This is a genomic window from Leptolyngbya sp. CCY15150, assembly GCF_016888135.1.
In the GTDB taxonomy this organism is placed as follows: Bacteria; Cyanobacteriota; Cyanobacteriia; order RECH01; family RECH01; genus RECH01.
Genome location: NZ_JACSWB010000164.1, coordinates 99431 through 116479, shown reverse-complemented (window position 1 = coordinate 116479; position 17049 = coordinate 99431). Strand labels below are relative to the sequence as shown.

The 17049-nt window shown below is 56.3% G+C and carries 13 protein-coding genes; 7 read left to right on the top strand and 6 right to left on the bottom strand.

The window, feature by feature from the left end; genetic code table 11:
• Positions 1 to 164: 164 nt before the first annotated feature.
• Positions 165 to 2183 (top strand): serine/threonine-protein kinase, encoded by a 2019-nt coding sequence (locus tag JUJ53_RS09495; RefSeq protein WP_239124918.1) that lies wholly within the window; start codon positions 165 to 167, stop codon positions 2181 to 2183.
• An 88-nt stretch (positions 2184 to 2271) separates the two neighbouring features.
• Positions 2272 to 2964, top strand: a complete 693-nt coding sequence (bioD, locus tag JUJ53_RS09490) for a dethiobiotin synthase (protein ID WP_343327923.1) — start codon at positions 2272 to 2274, stop codon at positions 2962 to 2964.
• 94 nt (positions 2965 to 3058) lie between these two features.
• On the opposite strand, the gene JUJ53_RS09485 is transcribed toward bioD, so the two are convergent.
• Positions 3059 to 3727 carry a hypothetical protein gene (locus JUJ53_RS09485; protein WP_204151756.1) on the bottom strand — a complete coding sequence of 223 codons (669 nt, stop codon included), beginning with the start codon at positions 3725 to 3727 and terminating at the stop codon, positions 3059 to 3061.
• 407 nt (positions 3728 to 4134) lie between these two features.
• Between JUJ53_RS09485 and JUJ53_RS09480 the strand changes: the two genes are divergently transcribed.
• The 3 genes from JUJ53_RS09480 to JUJ53_RS09470 all read left to right on the top strand — a co-directional run bounded on the left by JUJ53_RS09480 (position 4135) and on the right by JUJ53_RS09470 (position 8245).
• Positions 4135 to 4899 (top strand): YebC/PmpR family DNA-binding transcriptional regulator, encoded by a 765-nt coding sequence (locus JUJ53_RS09480; RefSeq protein ID WP_204151755.1) that lies wholly within the window; start codon positions 4135 to 4137, stop codon positions 4897 to 4899.
• Positions 4900 to 5071: 172 nt separating this feature from the next.
• Positions 5072 to 6346, top strand: a complete 1275-nt coding sequence (locus JUJ53_RS09475; protein WP_204151754.1) for an FAD-dependent hydroxylase — start codon at positions 5072 to 5074, stop codon at positions 6344 to 6346.
• A 72-nt stretch (positions 6347 to 6418) separates the two neighbouring features.
• Positions 6419 to 8245, top strand: a complete 1827-nt coding sequence (locus JUJ53_RS09470; RefSeq protein WP_204151753.1) for a mechanosensitive ion channel domain-containing protein — start codon at positions 6419 to 6421, stop codon at positions 8243 to 8245.
• A gap of 57 nt (positions 8246 to 8302) precedes the next feature.
• Here JUJ53_RS09470 and hemC read toward each other — a convergent pair whose 3' ends face one another.
• The 3 genes from hemC to cruF all read right to left on the bottom strand — a co-directional run bounded on the left by hemC (position 8303) and on the right by cruF (position 11737).
• On the bottom strand, positions 8303 to 9265 hold the full coding sequence (gene hemC / locus JUJ53_RS09465) for a hydroxymethylbilane synthase (RefSeq protein ID WP_204151752.1): 963 nt from the start codon (positions 9263 to 9265) through the stop codon (positions 8303 to 8305).
• A gap of 283 nt (positions 9266 to 9548) precedes the next feature.
• On the bottom strand, positions 9549 to 10772 hold the full coding sequence (gene cruG, locus JUJ53_RS09460; RefSeq protein ID WP_343327925.1) for a 2'-O-glycosyltransferase CruG: 1224 nt from the start codon (positions 10770 to 10772) through the stop codon (positions 9549 to 9551).
• 11 nt (positions 10773 to 10783) lie between these two features.
• Positions 10784 to 11737 carry a gamma-carotene 1'-hydroxylase CruF gene (gene cruF / locus JUJ53_RS09455; protein ID WP_204151751.1) on the bottom strand — a complete coding sequence of 318 codons (954 nt, stop codon included), beginning with the start codon at positions 11735 to 11737 and terminating at the stop codon, positions 10784 to 10786.
• A gap of 89 nt (positions 11738 to 11826) precedes the next feature.
• Between cruF and JUJ53_RS09450 the strand changes: the two genes are divergently transcribed.
• Complete coding sequence (locus tag JUJ53_RS09450; RefSeq protein WP_204151750.1) at positions 11827 to 11964, top strand: hypothetical protein; 138 nt, start codon at positions 11827 to 11829, stop codon at positions 11962 to 11964.
• A 163-nt stretch (positions 11965 to 12127) separates the two neighbouring features.
• Entirely contained in the window at positions 12128 to 13294 is a 1167-nt protein-coding gene (locus JUJ53_RS09445; RefSeq protein WP_204151749.1) for a F420-0:Gamma-glutamyl ligase, read from the top strand.
• Between the two features lie 219 nt (positions 13295 to 13513).
• Here JUJ53_RS09445 and JUJ53_RS09440 read toward each other — a convergent pair whose 3' ends face one another.
• The gene (locus tag JUJ53_RS09440) at positions 13514 to 15376 is read right to left on the bottom strand and encodes a WG repeat-containing protein (RefSeq protein WP_204151748.1); all 1863 of its coding nucleotides are present in this window, start codon (positions 15374 to 15376) and stop codon (positions 13514 to 13516) included.
• A 293-nt stretch (positions 15377 to 15669) separates the two neighbouring features.
• A complete protein-coding gene (locus JUJ53_RS09435) occupies positions 15670 to 17049 on the bottom strand; it encodes a TIGR03279 family radical SAM protein (RefSeq protein ID WP_204151747.1) in 1380 nt (459 codons plus the stop codon).

Genomic DNA, 17049 nt, shown 5'->3' with positions numbered 1-17049 from the left:
ACCGTCTAAACTAACGTCTAACATCTGGATCCCCCAAGCATCGGCTGGGTCAACCTGCAGCCCAGCCCTAGGCACCTACTCTAGGCATCTATTGGTTAAGCAACTATTAAGCTAGACCTACCAATAGCCACCTATCTCCTAGGCAAGCATCGGGGAGCATCCACATGTTATATGACTCGTCTGGGGCGATCGCCCTGGCTGTTCACCATCGGCAATCCAAAGGGCGCACAAGTCTGATGCAACCACCTATTCAACCTGGAACCATCCTGCAAAATCGCTACCGCATGTTGAGCATCCTTGGGCAAGGGGGCTTTGGGCGCACCTACCTGGCGGAAGATCAGGGGCGGTTTAACGAACGCTGTGCCTTAAAAGAATTTATTCCCCTCCAAGGTGCCATCGGCATGATGGACAAATCCCGCGAGCTCTTCCAGCGGGAAGCGTCGATCTTGTACCAAATCCAGCATCCCCAAATTCCCCAGTTTCGGGCGACCTTTGAGGAAGATCAACGCCTATTTCTGGTGCAGGACTATGTAGAAGGGAAAACCTATCGGGCCTTGCTCACCGATCGCCAAACCCAAGGGCTGGCCTTCTCCGAAGCAGAAGTCACGCAACTGATGCGGCAACTACTGCCGGTGCTCGCCCATATCCACAGCAAGGGCATCATCCACCGCGACATCGCGCCAGATAACATCATTCATCGCCAAGGCGACTCCCTGCCGGTGTTGATTGATTTTGGGGTCGTCAAAGAACTGGCCACCCGAGTCCAGTCGCCGGAAACTACGCCGCAATATACCACCGTGGGCAAGCTAGGCTATGCGCCGGGGGAACAAATGCAGAGCGGTCAAGCCTATCCCAACAGCGATCTCTACGCCTTGGCTGTGACCGTGGTGGTGCTGCTGACAGGCAAAGAGCCCCAGGAACTCTACGACGATCGCACCCTCACCTGGTTTTGGCAGCGTTGGGTGAATGTGAGTCCGGGGTTTGCCCAGGTGATCAACACCATGCTTAGCTATCGGCCAGGCGATCGCTACCAGTCTGTCCGGGATGTGGTGCAAGCGCTCCAGGCGAACGTTCCCCAAGCTGGAGCCAAGCCAGCCCCCAGCCCCAACCCGAGCCCTGCGCCCCCCGCACCGGCACCCGCACCACCCGCACCGCCCGCACCGCCCGATCTATCCCAGATGCCGACCATGGCCGTGGGCCGTCCCTACGAGCCCACCCAGGCCGTACCATCCCGCACCCCCGATCGCGCCTACCGTCCGCCCATTGTCCCTCAGGTCGAAGAACAAAGCTCGGTGTGGGACAATCCCTTTGCGGTGTTTATGATTTTTGTCGCGGCGGCGATCGTGATCGGAGCATTATCCTGGGCGATCGTCGGAGCCTTGCTGACGCCGGTGGAGCATCCGGTCGTCAACGAACCTCCTGCCCAAGAAGAGCCGGAACCCGAGCCGGAGCCCGAGCCCGAGCCCATTCCCACTGAGCCGATCGAGTTTAGCCAACGCCTAGCGCTGCGGCCTGGTCGAACCGAAACCATCGAAGGCAGTCTCCAGCAAAATGAAACCGTCAACTACATCATTTCAGTGGAACAAGGGCAAACCCTCACGGTTGATGTAGCAGAGGAAGGGATGTTGCTATCTGTTCTCGGGCCCAATCGCCAACCGGCTGATGATCAGGCAGAGCGCGTATTGAGCTGGCAGGGAGAACTGGACTTCACAGGGGATTACACCGTGCAGTTGAGTCCTGTGCGGGGTGTGGTCGAAAGCGACTATACCCTCACGGTCGATCTGGAGGCAGCGCCCGAGCCAGAACCCGAGCCAGAACCCGAGCCAGAACCGGAACCCGAGCCAGAACCCGAGCCGGAGCCGGAACCCGGGCCCGAGATTATTTCCGTGCCCCTACAGTTTGAACCAGGTTCTGATGGCACCTTAATTCAAGGGCGTAGCGACCCTAGCGAGATTCGTCGCTATTTAGTCCGCGCGGAGGCTGGTCAGATTCTGCAAGCAGAAGTAGCCAGTGGCGATGTGAGGTTAGATATTCGCCTCCCCAATGGACGGTTGATCGCAGATGCCGCCGAACTGCTGTTTTGGGAAGGACAGCTCGACCGCAGTGGATTATTTCAGATTGATGTGGTCGCAGGGAGTGACACTGGCTACAGTGTTGATGTACGCGTTGTAAATCCCGAGTAATCACGCTATGGCTAACGCTATAGCCACAGGGTTGACATGTGCATGATCCAAAGGTGCATGATCTATCAGGACAAGTGAGGAGCAAGTCGTGAGCAGTACGGCAAAAACAACGTTCATTGCAGGAACAGAGGCAGGGGTTGGCAAAACCCTCCTGCTGCGATCGCTGGCGATTTATTGGCAAACCTATCGCGCTGCCCAGTCCATCGCGATTATGAAACCGATCGATCAAGACGATCGCGATCGCCTTCTCTACCAAGACCTCGTCCCTCACCAGTCGCTCGACAGTATCACCCCCTGCCGCTGGGAGCCCCATCGATCCGCTGGCTCGATGAACGCTGAATTAACGGCTATCTGGCAAGAATTACAAACCCTGATGCAGACCCATACCTGGGTTTTGCTGGAAGCCATGGGTAGCTTGGGCTATCCGATCGCTCCAGATACCACCCTGGCAGATTTAGCTTGGGACTGGCGCTTGCCGACCATTTTAGTAGTGCCGGTGCGTCCCGGTGCGATCGCCCAAGCGGTGGCCCATGTGGCCCTAGCCCGGCAGGCAAAGGTGCATCTTAAAGGCCTGGTGCTCAACTGTTGCCAGCCAGATTCTGCCGACCATCTAGACGACTGGCTCTCACCAACCTGGCTGCGATCGCTCACCCAAATGCCAGTTCTAGGCTGCTTACCCTATCTGCCCGATCCCAGCGATCGCTCCGCTCTCCTACAGGCAGCAGCAGGCCTTGAACTTGAAAAAGTCTTTGGATCCATGCCCCTACCTCTCGGGGCATAAGAATTCCCATAGAAAAGGGGCGAACAATGTTCGCCCCTTTCTAGCTACCTCTTAGTTACCGATAGATCAATCGTGAGCCTGGGAGACTGGGAGACTACAGAGCGAAATCTGCATCCAGCACCACGTCAAGGTCTTCCTCAGGTTCAATCACCACTACTTCTACTTCGCGATCGCTACCGCCGATTAAAATAGCGGCTAGTGCGCCCAAGCCAGCCCCACCTAGCACTTCTAGGAAGTCAATAGAACCAAAGACCTCAGAAATGACACCGGCAGCAGCAGCACCAATGGCGGCTCCCCGTAGAATATCTGGGTCGCTGCGCTCTGAGATGATTTCGGTTTCGGTAATTGGATCCGAGGATGCCACGATATCGCGGCGAGTGCCGTTGGCAAACACCACTTCACTAGCGACAAACTGGGTACCTTCTTCAACCGGCAATAGCTCACCTTCAATCTGGCTACCGGCAGGAATCACCAAGGTGCCAGCCGAGGAGAACACATCCACCGTGGTCACCAAGGTTACAGGATAGGTTTCATCCGGGGCGATGACAATCCGCTCTGCTTCGGTATAAGCCACGGGAATAATCGTACCGGCAGGCACCACCACGGCAGCGGGTTGCCCAAACAACTGAGCGGTTTGGAACGGCTGCACATGCGCTTCCGATGCCAAGACCCGCTGAGCCATGGAGAAGGGGGCGATCGCTGCGGATGCCATGCCCAAAGCTATCAGTGCCGCTGTTTTAGATCTGAACTGTTTTGACAACATAATGAGTCTCCGATTAAATGCAAGAACATAGATACACTGCAAACCACCGTTGGCTTTCATCTGCTAGGGGCGTTCAAACTTGATCGCTTTCGCCAAAGTCAGGGTCGATATCCTTTAGGCTTCACGAGTAGGCTTCACGAGAATGGAGGGCAAGGCTCATCGTGGCTTTGCTCTAGATCACCATCGTGTCGGGTTCCTAGAGACAAACTCCGTATCGATAGAGATCAGCCGCCACCGCAGTCTCATTACCTTTGACTTTGTCCGGAAGCTAAAGTTCCACGCCGTTGGAATCTAGGGGCGATCGCCGGTTACATTCGCGGGTTACCGGGAAACGTCTTTCGCTATGCTGAGGAGTGGACAGGTTGTGCGCCTGGTTGCATGGTCACAATCGAATCATAGAAGAACCGATGGCAGGACATAGTAAGTGGGCGAATATCAAGCGCCAAAAAGCACGGGTGGATGCAGTCAAGGGCAAGACCTTTGCCCGAATATCCCGAGCCATTATTGTGGCAGCCCGCAACGGCATCCCCGATCCGGAGGGCAATTTTCAACTACGCACCGCGATTGAAAAGGCCAAGGCGGCGGGCATTCCCAATGACAATATTGAACGGGCGATCGCTAAGGGAGCTGGCACCCTAGGCTCGGCCAACGAGCTGGAAGACATTCGCTACGAAGGCTATGGGCCAGGCGGCGTTGCGGTGCTGATTGAGGCGCTGACCGACAACCGCAACCGCACAGCGGCGGATCTGCGATCGGCGTTCAGCAAAAATGGCGGCAACCTGGGGGAAACGGGCTGTGTGAGCTGGATGTTTGCCCAGAAGGGCGTGGTGTCGTTACGCAACATCACCGATGAAGATGCTCTGTTGGAGGCGTCGTTAGAGGGTGGGGCCGAGTCCTATGAACTCATGGAGGTGGACGAAACGCCGGGGGCAGAGGTGTTGACCGATGCAGCCGGTCTGGAGACCCTAAACCAAGCGTTACAAGAGCGGGGCTATGACATCAGCGATGCAGAACTGCGCTGGATTCCCGAAAATACCCTAGAGGTAGCGGATCCGGATCAGGCGCGATCGCTCCTGAAGCTGATGGATGCCCTGGAAGACTTGGATGACGTGCAAACCGTGACGGCCAATTTTGATATGGCCGAGGATTTGATGGCCCTGAGTATGGGTTGATAGGTCTCTGCTTGATGGGAGAGAGCGATCGCGTCACAATAGATAGATGGAGCTAGAGATATAGCAATGGTTCCGTGGCGTAGCGTCAAGCTAGCATCACCCCTGATGCCCCTTAATCGACGCCTAGATCCAAGGCTCTAGCTGCAAATTGTTGTTGCAACGTAATGCAGGCATGGTGTTAACACAGGCAGCCCAATCACCTCAGGCGATCGCCTCCCGTTCTGTAGACTATGACGTGACCATTGTGGGCGGTGGTCTTGTCGGGCTAACCCTAGCCTGCAGCTTGAAAGACTCGGGGCTCCGCATCGCCCTCATGGAAGCGCGCCCCAAGGAAGCCGGATTTGCCAACCGTCGCGCCTATGCCATTACCCTGCTCTCCGGCAGAATTTTTCAGCGTCTAGGCATCTGGGATGAGGTGTTACCCCAGATCACCACGTTTCAGCAGATTCGCCTAGCGGAAGAACTGCATCCCGAGGTGGTAAACCTGCAGCCCGATGACTTGGGTACTCCAGAACTTGGCTATGTGGCAGAACATGGCGTGCTGCTGCGGGCGCTACACCGTCGCCTAGAGCAATGTTCAACGGTAGACTGGCTCTGTCCCGCGACGGTGCAGTCGGTGCGCTACGAATCTCAGCAGGCGACCCTCACGGTGGCCCTTGACGATACCGTCCGCCAGGTCACCAGTCGTCTGGTCATTGCCGCCGACGGAGCGCGATCGCCCATTCGCCAGCAGGCAGGCATTCAAACCCATGGCTGGAAATATTGGCAGTCCTGCATTACCGTGGTGCTGCGTCCTGAACAATCCCATCAAAATATTGCCCGCGAACATTTTTGGGCCAGCGGCCCCTTTGCCACCCTACCCCTGCCCGGCAATCGCTGCCAGATTGTGCTCACGGCTCCCCATCGCCAGGCCCAGCATTGGCTAGAGGCTCCCGAAGCCGAGTTTATCGCTGAACTCCAGCGGCGCTATCAAGGACAACTGGGTGAGCTGGCCATGGTGAGCGATCGCCAACTGTTTCCCGTGCAGCTCATGTATAGCGATCGCTACGTGCAGTCTCGCCTCGCCCTGGTGGGGGATGCTGCCCACTGCTGCCATCCCGTAGGCGGCCAGGGCATGAACCTAGGCATTCGCGATGCAGCGGCCCTAGCCCAAGTGCTCACCCAGGCCCAGCAGCGGGGGCAAGATATTGGCTCGCTGAGGATCCTGCGGCGGTATGAACGCTGGCGGCGGCTCGAAACCCTGGCGATTCTGATGTTTACCGATGTGCTCGATCGCCTCTTTTCCAACAATTGGTGGTGGCTGCGGCGGCTGCGGCGGCTAGGATTATGGGGCATGAACCGGATCTGGCTCGTGCGCCATCTTTCCCTGCGCCTGATGACTGGATTGAGCGGGCGATTGCCGGATTTGGCCCAGCCGGGCCTGAAAAGGACTGTAGACTGCTCGTGATAGTCTTCCCACGTCAATCTCCGGTATAAGCTTGGGCTGCAGACGTCGCCCCATGTCCTATCCCGTGGGCGCTTGTCTCCAGACGAATGCCAAACGAGCGATCGCCCCATTTTGCGCTATCCTCCGGGTACCGGGGTCATCCCCGTGAGGAGAGATAACGCCGTGTTGCTTCAGCCCCTACTAGGAACGTTTATGAATCGTCATGCCTTCCCTTGGAGCATCCGCTGGATGTCCAGGTACTTCATGTTGGGTTTGGTGAGCCTAGGGGTGAGTCTGATGCTTGGAATTAACTCTGGGGCGATCGCCCAACTCGATCCACCGCCCGAATCCAAGCCGGTTGTCCTAGATGGCCAAATTCTGTTTCAAGTTAATTCTTCAGGAACGTTTGGGGCCGAGGAGCGTGCTCAGACGGTCAATGAAAAGCTAGAAATGGCGATCGAGTTGGAAAATCCTCCCAAGATTGAGGTTGGCGAGCGCACCAAACTACCCACCATTACCCTCAACGAACAACATCTGATTACGGTAACTGAGGCCGATGTGCCGCCCGGAAGTACAGCCTATAATCAGGCCCTAGATTGGCAAGCAACATTGGAAGCGGCTTTAGAACAAGCGCGCACAGAGCGATCGCTCTCCTATTTGCGCTGGGCAGCCCTATTATCCGGCATCATCCTGGTGATCACAGCCCTCATTCAATGGGGTCTGCAGCACTGCTGGCGTCACTACGTCCAGCCAGTCCTAATGTCTCAGTTTGTGTCCGACCCGAACGGTGAAGACGATGACACAACTGATGATCAGCCAACCGATATCGGTGACCCACCGCCCAACCGCCTCTTAGATGCCCTGTTGAGTCTACCGCCCCTGATGGCGCGACTGGGGCTATGGACTGCCAGCCTGCTCAGCATCACTCGGTTATTTCCTTGGAGCAGACAGTGGGGCTATGTCGTCAGTCAGAGCCTCCTGTCGGTATTTACCTCCCCGGCAATTGACCTAGGACGCAACGACTACTCGATCTCCGACATGCTGCTGCTGTTAACGTCGGTGGTCGTGCTGTTTATTCTGTCTAAAATCGTCACCGATCTTTTTCGGGCAAAGGTGTTGGCGGTCACCGGGGTCAATCGCGGAGCCCAAGCCACGATCGCGATTATTGTGCGCTACAGCCTAGTCTTTTTTGGCAGCCTTGCCCTGATGCAAATTTGGGGGATTGACATCAGTTCCCTAGCCATCCTGGCCGGTTCCCTGGGGATTGGGATTGGCTTTGGTCTGCAGGATATTGCCAAAAACTTTGGTAGTGGACTCGTGCTGGTGTTTGAACGTCCTATCCAAGTCGGTGACTTTGTGGAAGTGGGTGAATTTCAAGGTACCGTCGAGCATATTGGGGCCCGCAGCACCCTAATTCGCACCCTCGACCAGGTTTCTATTATTGTGCCGAACTCTCGGTTCCTCGAAAATGAGGTGATTAACTGGAGTTTGGGCAACCCCGTCTCACGGATTCGCGTCCCCGTTGGGATTGCCTACGGATCTGATATTGAGGTCGTCAGAGACGTCTTCCTCCAGGCAGCCCGCAGTCACCCAGTTGTACTCAGCACACCGCCACCCCAGGTATTTTTCAAGGGGTTTGGCGATAGTTCCTTAGACTTTGAGGTGATGGTATGGACAGCAGAACCGAGTCAACAAATTCGCCTCAAAAGCGATCTCTATTTCGCCATTGAAGCCCTGCTGCGAGAGCATCAGGTGGAAATTCCTTTCCCACAGCGAGATCTACATGTTCGCTCTGGGCAACTGCCGATTACCCTCACACCCCAGATGGAGCAGTGGATTCAGCAACTGATGACGACAACATCGTCCAATGGTCATGCCCATCATTCGGAGAGCGATCGCTCTGGCGACTCCCTAACCTAACCTTGAGGAGTGGATCAAGGCATGACCCACCCCTCAAGCGATCGCCCCCATCGTTGCTTAACCGTCTCGCTGAATCTCCGCCAAGATCTCATCCAGGATTTCCTGAGCACCTTGATTTCTCAGGCTCTGAGCAAGCTGAACGCCCAGAGATTCGGCCTCCGCTGAAGGTGCAGACAGGGTATCTTTCACCAGCCGTTTACCATCCAAGCTAGCCACCAAGCCCGTCAAAGTGAGGGTATCGCCATCGAAGGCAGTATTCACGCCAATGGGCACCTGACAGCCGCCTTCCAGCTCCCGCAGGAATGCCCGCTCGGCATAGCAGCGCAGCGCCGTAGGACGATGTTCGATCGCCGTCAGCAGCGCCAAAATATCTGGGTCACTGCTGCGGCATTCAATTCCCAAGGCTCCTTGACCCACCGCATGGAGGGAAATCTCCGCCGGGATGATCTGATGAACGCGATCGCCCATGCCAAGGCGTTCGAGGCCAGCCACCGCTAGGATGATGGCATCATAGCCACCGTCATCCAGCTTTTGCAGACGGGTGTTGAGATTGCCGCGAATATCTTTGAAAACCAAGTGCGGATAGTGATAGCGCAACTGGGCCAAGCGTCGTAGCGATGACGTACCCACCACCGCCCCTTCGGGCAGGGTATCAAGTTGCTTATCGTTGTGGCTTTCATGCACCACCAAAGCATCCGCCGGGTTTTCTCGCTCAGTGACACAGCCGAGAATCAAACCGCCCGGCAGGTTGGTGGGCAAGTCCTTGAGGGAATGGACAGCAAAATCAATATCCCCATTGAGCATCCCCACTTCTAGCTCTTTGGTGAACAGCCCCTTATCGCCAATTTTGGCTAGGGCTACGTCTAGAATCTTGTCGCCCTGGGTGCTCATCGTAGAGATATCAAAGTGGCGATCGGGATAGTGATGTTGAAGCTGATCACGCACCCAATGGGTCTGAACCAGAGCAAGCTGGCTTTTGCGGGAACCAATGCGAACTGTGCGGGGAGGACTTGCAATCATGTGAAACCCAGATGTAAAGACGTATCTATAACGGTTAAGTGTCGTGAACCATGGCTGGCAATTGAAAAATTGCACTGTTTATTACAGTACCGTAGGCTGCTGCGCAAAAAACGCTTCTGCAACATTCCTGCAACATTCTGTCCCTAGTTGCCGACGGTCAGCCCTAGCCCCTTCGTAGCCGATTCGCGACCGAGCGGCATAGCCTAGTACCGCAAAACAGAAGAACGAAGACAGAAAAACGAAAAGGGGTTCCAGAACACACCAGATTTTCTGCCTCAGAGTACTAGACCGCGTCGTACTGACGGCCGCGCCATTGGGTGGGGGTGCGGCTGGCGGAGAGGGCAATGCGCACCACCGCTAAGGGGTCGGCAAACGGTGAGAGCCAAAAGGCCCAGGCTCCCTTCCCTTGGGAGGCATCATAGGAGGAGGCGATCGCCCACAGCAGCGCAAACCGCATGGTCACCAGCAATGCATTCATGCCCAAACAAATCCACAGAACTGGAGCTGCATAGCCTAAGAACACTAGGGCCATCAACACCGGCAAAAGCATCAGCGGCAATCCCTGCACCAGCGCCAAGAACGCGACATCACCCCAGGTTTGGATCGGCGTGGCAGCATCTTTCAAATCGAGCGATCGCCCCCATTCCTTCCAGGTTTCAGCCATGCCTTCATACATGCGCACCTTCAGCAGCTTGGCACCGTCCAAAAATCCTACCTTGGCACCCTGGGCGGCAGCATAGCGAGCTAGGGTAACGTCGTCACAAAAAGAATTGCGGGCGCTGCTATAGCCGTCCAGCATCGTCAACAGCGATCGCCGACAGAGGAAGCATTGACCATTGGCCATCACCCGTTCCGATCCTAGGTCAGAGCCAGCGATCGCACTGCCGGACGGGCCAAAGCGATAGATCAGCGTCATCAGCAGAGCCGGCTGTAGCCAAAATTCCCCCGGCTGTTTGAGGATGAACTGGGGGGAAAGGGACACGAGGTCAAAGTTACCGGCTTCTGCCGCCGCCACCAGACCCGCCACCAGACCCGGCTGGGGTTGGGTATCGGCATCCACCCCCAGAAACCAGGTACTCTGGTCGGAACTGTTGAGGAAGCCGGTGTGTAATGCCCAAGGGCGACCCACCCAGCCTGCAGGTAGAGGATCATCGTAGATCACCCGAAAGCGCGGATCGATTTGCTGCATGGTTTTCACCCGATCAACCGTGCCATCCTGAGAGCGGCTATCAACGATGATAATTTCCCGCACCCCAAAGCTCTGGCGGCTGAGACCGTCCAGGCAGGGCTGAATCCGCTCGGCTTCGTTGAGGGTTGGCACCACCACGCTCACCTTACCAAACTGGGAGAGATTCGCCTGCTGCGGCGGTAGGGGTGGTTGCCGAGTGGGGCCCTGCAGCAGGCGCGAGAGCAAAATGGCCAACGCAGGAAGCTGAATCGCCAGCAGCACAAAGAGCGCTACGGCGATCCATCCAGGGAGATTGATCCATGTAGATGCCTGAGATATGCCCACGTCGATCACTTACTGCTGACTCCAACGGGGGTGGAAGGCAAGTCAGAGATGGGATCGTCCATCATGCTGGTCTTAGGAGCGATCGCCCCCTGAGCTTCGATGGACTTAGCCCGGTTCCAACACAACGCCGCTGGCCCAAGACCCACAACAATGCCCAAGAGCACCGGCTGCCAAAAACCAGCCGCCAAGCTCATCACCATGGCAAAGGTAAAGTTACCAACGTAGACCGTGAAGGGCAGATTGAGCTGCGCCGCAGTTAGACGAATCGGTTGGCGGAACCAGATGACGGCAGCAATGCCCATGAATAGGCAGCCTGTTGCTGTCCAGCCAGCAAAGTTTTGGTAGGGCATCCCAAAAAAGGCACCGGGCTCATGCCAATACCAAAACGGCATAGCGGTTTGGCTCATGGCCGGATCGAGCACAAAGTCCCAAGAGGTAAGCAACACAGCCCCGAGAAGCACCGCTGCAATTTGCCGCCACCAGGTCATCGGGCGCAGCACATCGGTGGACTGAAGACGTTCAACGGAATCTAAGCCGGTGCGAGCCAAGAGGTAGGAGGCGAGACCCAGGTAAAACCAAGACAGGGGAATGGTAAACGGCACCAAGCCGGATATTTTGTAGCCCAGACCGCTGAGGTAACTATAGTTGCCGAAGGGAAAACCAGTACTGGTACCCAGCAGTTCGCTGCCTAGGGAGAGGAACACCGCTGGAAGCATAAAGGTGAGCCAGTTCCGTAGCCCTAGGGTACGGTAGGCATAGAGCGCGACGGCGATCGCTCCTAAGACAATGTAAACCACGCCACCCCCAGCCATGCTCCAGCGGAACATGGTTTGACCAGCGGGCACATGGCTGAGAAATTCTGGATGGGGCATCACCAGCAACAAACCGGCTAAGCCGAAGGCCATGGACACCAAATGCCCAATTAAACAAATGCGTTCTGCAAGCATTAATTGCTTCATCAAAAAACTCCCTAGACGATATAGACAGCAGATAGGCGGAACGGGTGGACTCGTGATTTGCTAAGGATTTCCTAATAGTTTACAAATATTTGTTTACAAATATTCAAATTTCTCCCGGCAATTTAGGGGAATTCCCTAGTTCTTCCCAGACCATTGGGTATCCCCACAGCGAGGAACTGCCCCTACGGTACAGGATGCTCTGGGCTGTCGTGGGCGATCGCCTCTAGATCATCAAGTAGGCACCTACCGCCATGGTCGAATCCATCCGGGTGGAGCTTGACCCTCGTGAAGATTATGGGAGCAATCGAGAAACGCTGCAGTGCAATGTGTGCCAGACTCTGAGAGAATGCTTGTGCTATAGAGTGAAGCAATACCACTGAGAAGGCTGTGATGGGGAGTTTGGGGATTTTGATCGGGGCGATCGCCCTGCTGTTGGTTTTAGGATGGATCGCCATTGAGGTGCAGTATCGACGGCGACCGGGCAATCGGCTGCAGTTGCGGGCAGGCACCTGGAATCTAGATGTCTACGAGCCTCAGCATTACCGCATTGTGGGCGATATGGAGTTTGTCAACCAAACCCAGCGCCTAGAGCTGATGGTGCCGGAGGTCTCGGCAACGGCAACGCTGCTGTCGAAGGACAGTCTCGACACGGTTCAGCATACGCTGCGGATCACCCCCTGCCACCCCGATGCCGATGCCCGCGAGGATGGCTATTGGTTTGGCTATATTGTCAAAATTGGCAAGACCACCCGCATGGAAGTGGTGCTGGATGTGGTGGGCGAGCAGCTAGAAGCGCTGCAGGCCGCCTGGATTAAGGTGCGCTATGTCACCTATGGCCCCCAGGGGCGGGTGCCGAAGACCCGCCATGTGATTGTGCCCCTCCGGTTTCCCAGCCCCGATGCGCCTATTCAGTGGCGATCGGGCGATCGCGCTGATATTTTGCCGGTGAAAACCCATTTGCTCACCCACTTGGATGATCCAGTGGAAGTGGTGCAGCGCTACGTCATGCCCCATGCCCAGCCTGGCGATATTGTCACCATCGGTGAAACCCCGATCGCCATCATGCAAGATCGCTTCCGCCATCCCACCACCGTGCAGCCTGGCTGGGTAGCCCGCCGTCTGTGCTACTACTTCATGCCCACCTCCAGCCTAGCCACCGCCTGCGGTATGCAAACCCTGGTGGATATTTCCGGGCCGTGGCGGGTGGTGTTTGCGTTCTTGGTGGGGGCGATCGCCAAAAAAATCTTCAAACGACCGGGCATGTTTTACCAACTGGCGGGAGAGCAGGCCCGCCTGATTGATGACGTCACCGGCACCCTGCCTCCCTACGATCAGTTCATCGTCCTAGGCCCTGAAGATCCCCAACGGGTGGTCAATCAAATCCAGGCGGAGACGGGTTTGGCAGCAGCGATCGTGGATGTGAATGATCTGCGGGCGGTGAAGGTCTTGGCGGCATCCTCGGGCATTGCACCAGGCTTGTTGGAACAGGCGTTGATTACCAATCCCGCTGGCAACGCCGATGAACAAACGCCGGTGGTGCTGATTCGGCCCAAGTAGCCGTCATCCCCAGAGATGCTAGGTCGTGGACTCTATTGCATGAAAGCGGCCGGGTTTCGACTCCGCTCAACCCTCTGCTCAGAAGGAACGCTGCCGAGTTGTGACTCCGCCCAGCCCTCTGCTCATGAGAATTGGAGCTTGACGTCACTCAACGCCTGCCCATCGTTACGTCTTCCCACTGATGCGCTCAGCCTCATGCCTCTCATGGCCCATGGGGCTCTAGTCTTCTCGCAGATAGCCCCATAGACCATCCTGCTGCACAGCGGCTAGGCCGTCTTGGAAGGAACGCGCATCCTCGTAGATGGGCTCAACTAAGACTTTGCCCTGGGCATTGATATAGCCCCATTTTTGATCTAGCTTGACCGCAGCTAAGCCTTCAGAAAAGGGGTAGGCGTCTTCATACTGCAGCGGAATAGCGATCGCCCCTGAGGGATCGATAAACCCGTAGCGATCGTGGTTGCGCACGAGGGCCAGACCTTCCGTGAAGCTAAAGGTGTCGTCAAACTGGGCAGGGATTGCTAGGTCGCCATTGGGTTTGATATAGCCATAGCGCTCGTCAATGCGCACCCGAGCTAGACCTTGGCGGAAGGTGTGGGCCACGTCAAACTCGGCGGGGATGACGATCGCTCCTGTCTTGTCGATGAAGCCATATTTATGATTGAGGGTAATGCGGGCTAGCCCTTCGTTGAAATGATCGGCACTGTCAAACTGGGGCGCAATCACAAAATGTCCAGCGGCGTTAATGTAGCCGTGGCGCTGATCCGATTCCACATGGGCCAAGGACTCGCTGAACCGTTGGGCGGCGCTGGCATACTGCACCGGAATCACCGGCTCACCTTGGGGATTGATATAGCCATAGTGGTGGTTCTGTTCCACCCGCGCTAGGCCATCATGGAAATTCTCGGCTCCGTCAAACTGGGCCGCAATCACAACCTTTCCAAGCTTGTTGATATAGCCCCAGGCATGGCCAACCGCCACCCGGGCCAGCCCTTCCGAAAACTGGTACGCGCCTTCCCGCAGGCTATTGATCCAGTTGAACTCAAACTGCGGGGGAATGACGATCGCCCCCGCTGGATCGACATAGCCCAGTTGCCCTTCTTTGACCACCGCCGCTAGCCCTTCCGAAAAATCGTGGACAAAGGCAAACTGCGGGGCGATCGCCAGACTCCACGTGCGGCGTTTGGGCGGTGGTGGCGGCACCGGCTTTTCCACCAAACTGTCTAAGTCAATACTCACCGCAATGGGCTGGATGGGCGGCGCTGGGCGGGTCGGCGGATCGGGTAGGTCGGCAACCACCTCTGCTACAGACTGATAGCGATCGCCCACCTCGTAGCGCACCAGTTTATCCAACACCCGCCGCAGCATGGGGCTCACCAACGGCGCTTGGTCATACCAGTCAATATCTAGGGTGGCAGAATGGCGCGGCAGTTGATTGGGCAAATACCCGGTCATAGCTTGAATGCCCAGCATCCCCACCGCGTAGAGGTCGCTAGCCTCCTGGGGCTGTCCTTCAACTTGCTCCTTGGGCATATAGCCCGACGTGCCCACAGGACGAGTGAAGTAGGGCGTTCCCTCGGGCGTCAGCATCATATTGCGGATCGCCTTCATACTGCCAAACCCAATCAGCACCAGCCGCTTATCCGTCCAGCGACGAATCAGATTCTGGGGAGCCACGTCTTGGTGGATCATGTGGTGGCTGTGAACGACCGCGAGAATCTCCAGAATCTCGTGCATCAGGGATACAACACTTTTTTCATCCCAGCGGCTACCGAGAGCAAAGGACTGCCGGAGATCATTGCCATCAATCAGGGTTTGAACAATGTAAAACTCACCGCTCTGCTCTAAGTGATCGAGCAGGCTAGGAATTTGGTCGTGGGTACTGAGTTCATAGAGGCGCTGGGCCTCTTGTTCAAACAGCTCACGCACATGGCCGAGCAGCGAGGGCAAGGTCGATTGGGGCTGAAATTTCTTAACAACACACTTGGGGCTACCGCGTCGAAACGTGTCGGTAGCCAGGAATGTTTTACCAAAACTGCCTCGACCCAGCGATCGAATAATGTCGTATCGCCCACCAATTAACATTCAAATCTCCAGAGCTGGCGGAGTGGTGCAACTAGACAATCAGACGATTGTCTTCATCCAACTACATGCCTATCGTTCATTAGTTCCAAGGCAGTCATCCAGATCAGGACGGGATCAACCTCAGTTTCAAATCCATGTCAAGGAGTAGTGATGAAGTCTCTCCTATCTCTCTAAAACGACTCAAGGCCCCCTTCTATGGACACCATAACTTACCTCTTGAAGAAACACCCAGCCTTGGCACAAATTTCTAGGGGACAGCAACGAACGCCCCCAGCAGACATCCCCAGCGAACCTTAGGATACAGCGATCGCTTCTGGACGAATGCAGGTGACGCGATCGCCCTCTGCGCCACTACAGCAATCGATCAGGGCATCCAGATCGTCAATCAGCCAAATGGGCGTCTTCAGCGCTTGGGCCAGCTCCTCTACCGTACTGTCATCGAGAAAGCGCGTTTCGCCATGCTTGAGCATCAGAGTGGGCAAAAGAATGCCATCCCCCAGGGGCTGCGATCGCAACACCGCTTGAATATCCTGGCCGGTAATTAACCCCGTAACGCTAATCTCCTGTCCCCAATAGCGGCTGGCGATCGCCACAAGATTGACCGTAAGACCATCAACCTGGTTCAGCCGCTGCACCAAGGGCTGAAAAGCCGTCTCCACCGCATTACCCACCACCCAGGTGAAGGTGCGCGGACTGGGGAGGCGATCGGGGAGGTCAACCGCCACCTCGTCAAACTCCTTGAGAAACAGACGGATAGACCCGACACCGTTGCCAATTTGCGGGTAGTCTTCATAGTGCGACTCCGGCGGCAGAGGCGCTTGCCCAATCAAAAACCATTCGTCTGCCAGCCAGGCAAAGGTGGAGTCCAAGCGATCCTGAAACTGAGCCTGTAGATCCTGCACTTGGGCGATCACCTGGCGAGCGATATCCGGCGTCACCGGCGTTAGTTCATCCTCATCGGGGCGGAAGCGAGTCATGCCTACGGGCACCACGGCTGCGGAAATCACGGTGGGCAGGTCACCCTGGTGGAACGAGGCTAGATCGGTCAAGGTGCGGGTCAGATGGTCGCCATCATTGATCCCCGGACAAACCACCACCTGGGCATGGATTTGCAGCCGCTGCTCTTGGAACCAGCGTAGTTGATCCATCAACTGACCAGCACGGGGATTTTTCAGCAGCCGACTGCGGACATCCGGCTCCGTGGCATGAACCGAGACATAGAGCGGCGACAGACGCATCTGGGCAATCCGATCCCACTCCCGCTGTCCCAGATTCGTGAGGGTGAGATAGCTGCCGTAGAGAAAGCTGAGGCGGTAGTCATCATCTTTGAGATACAGCGTATCCCGCAGGCCCGGCGGCTGTTGGTCAATAAAGCAAAAGGGACAGCGGTTGTTGCACTGGATCAATCCATCAAACAGCGCCGTTTCAAAGGCCAGACCTAGGTCATCATCGTAGTCTTTCTCGATTTCAATCCGGTGCGATCGCCCTTTCCCATCCAATACCTCCAATTCCAGCACCTCATCGGCACAGAGAAACTGATAATCGATCAAATCTCGCGGCGCTTGACCGTTAATGGATACGATCGCATCCCCCGGTGCAAACCCAATCTCAGCAGCGATGGAGTCGGGCAACACATGGCTAATCCGAGCAGGGCGAATCGTAGACGAACTCAT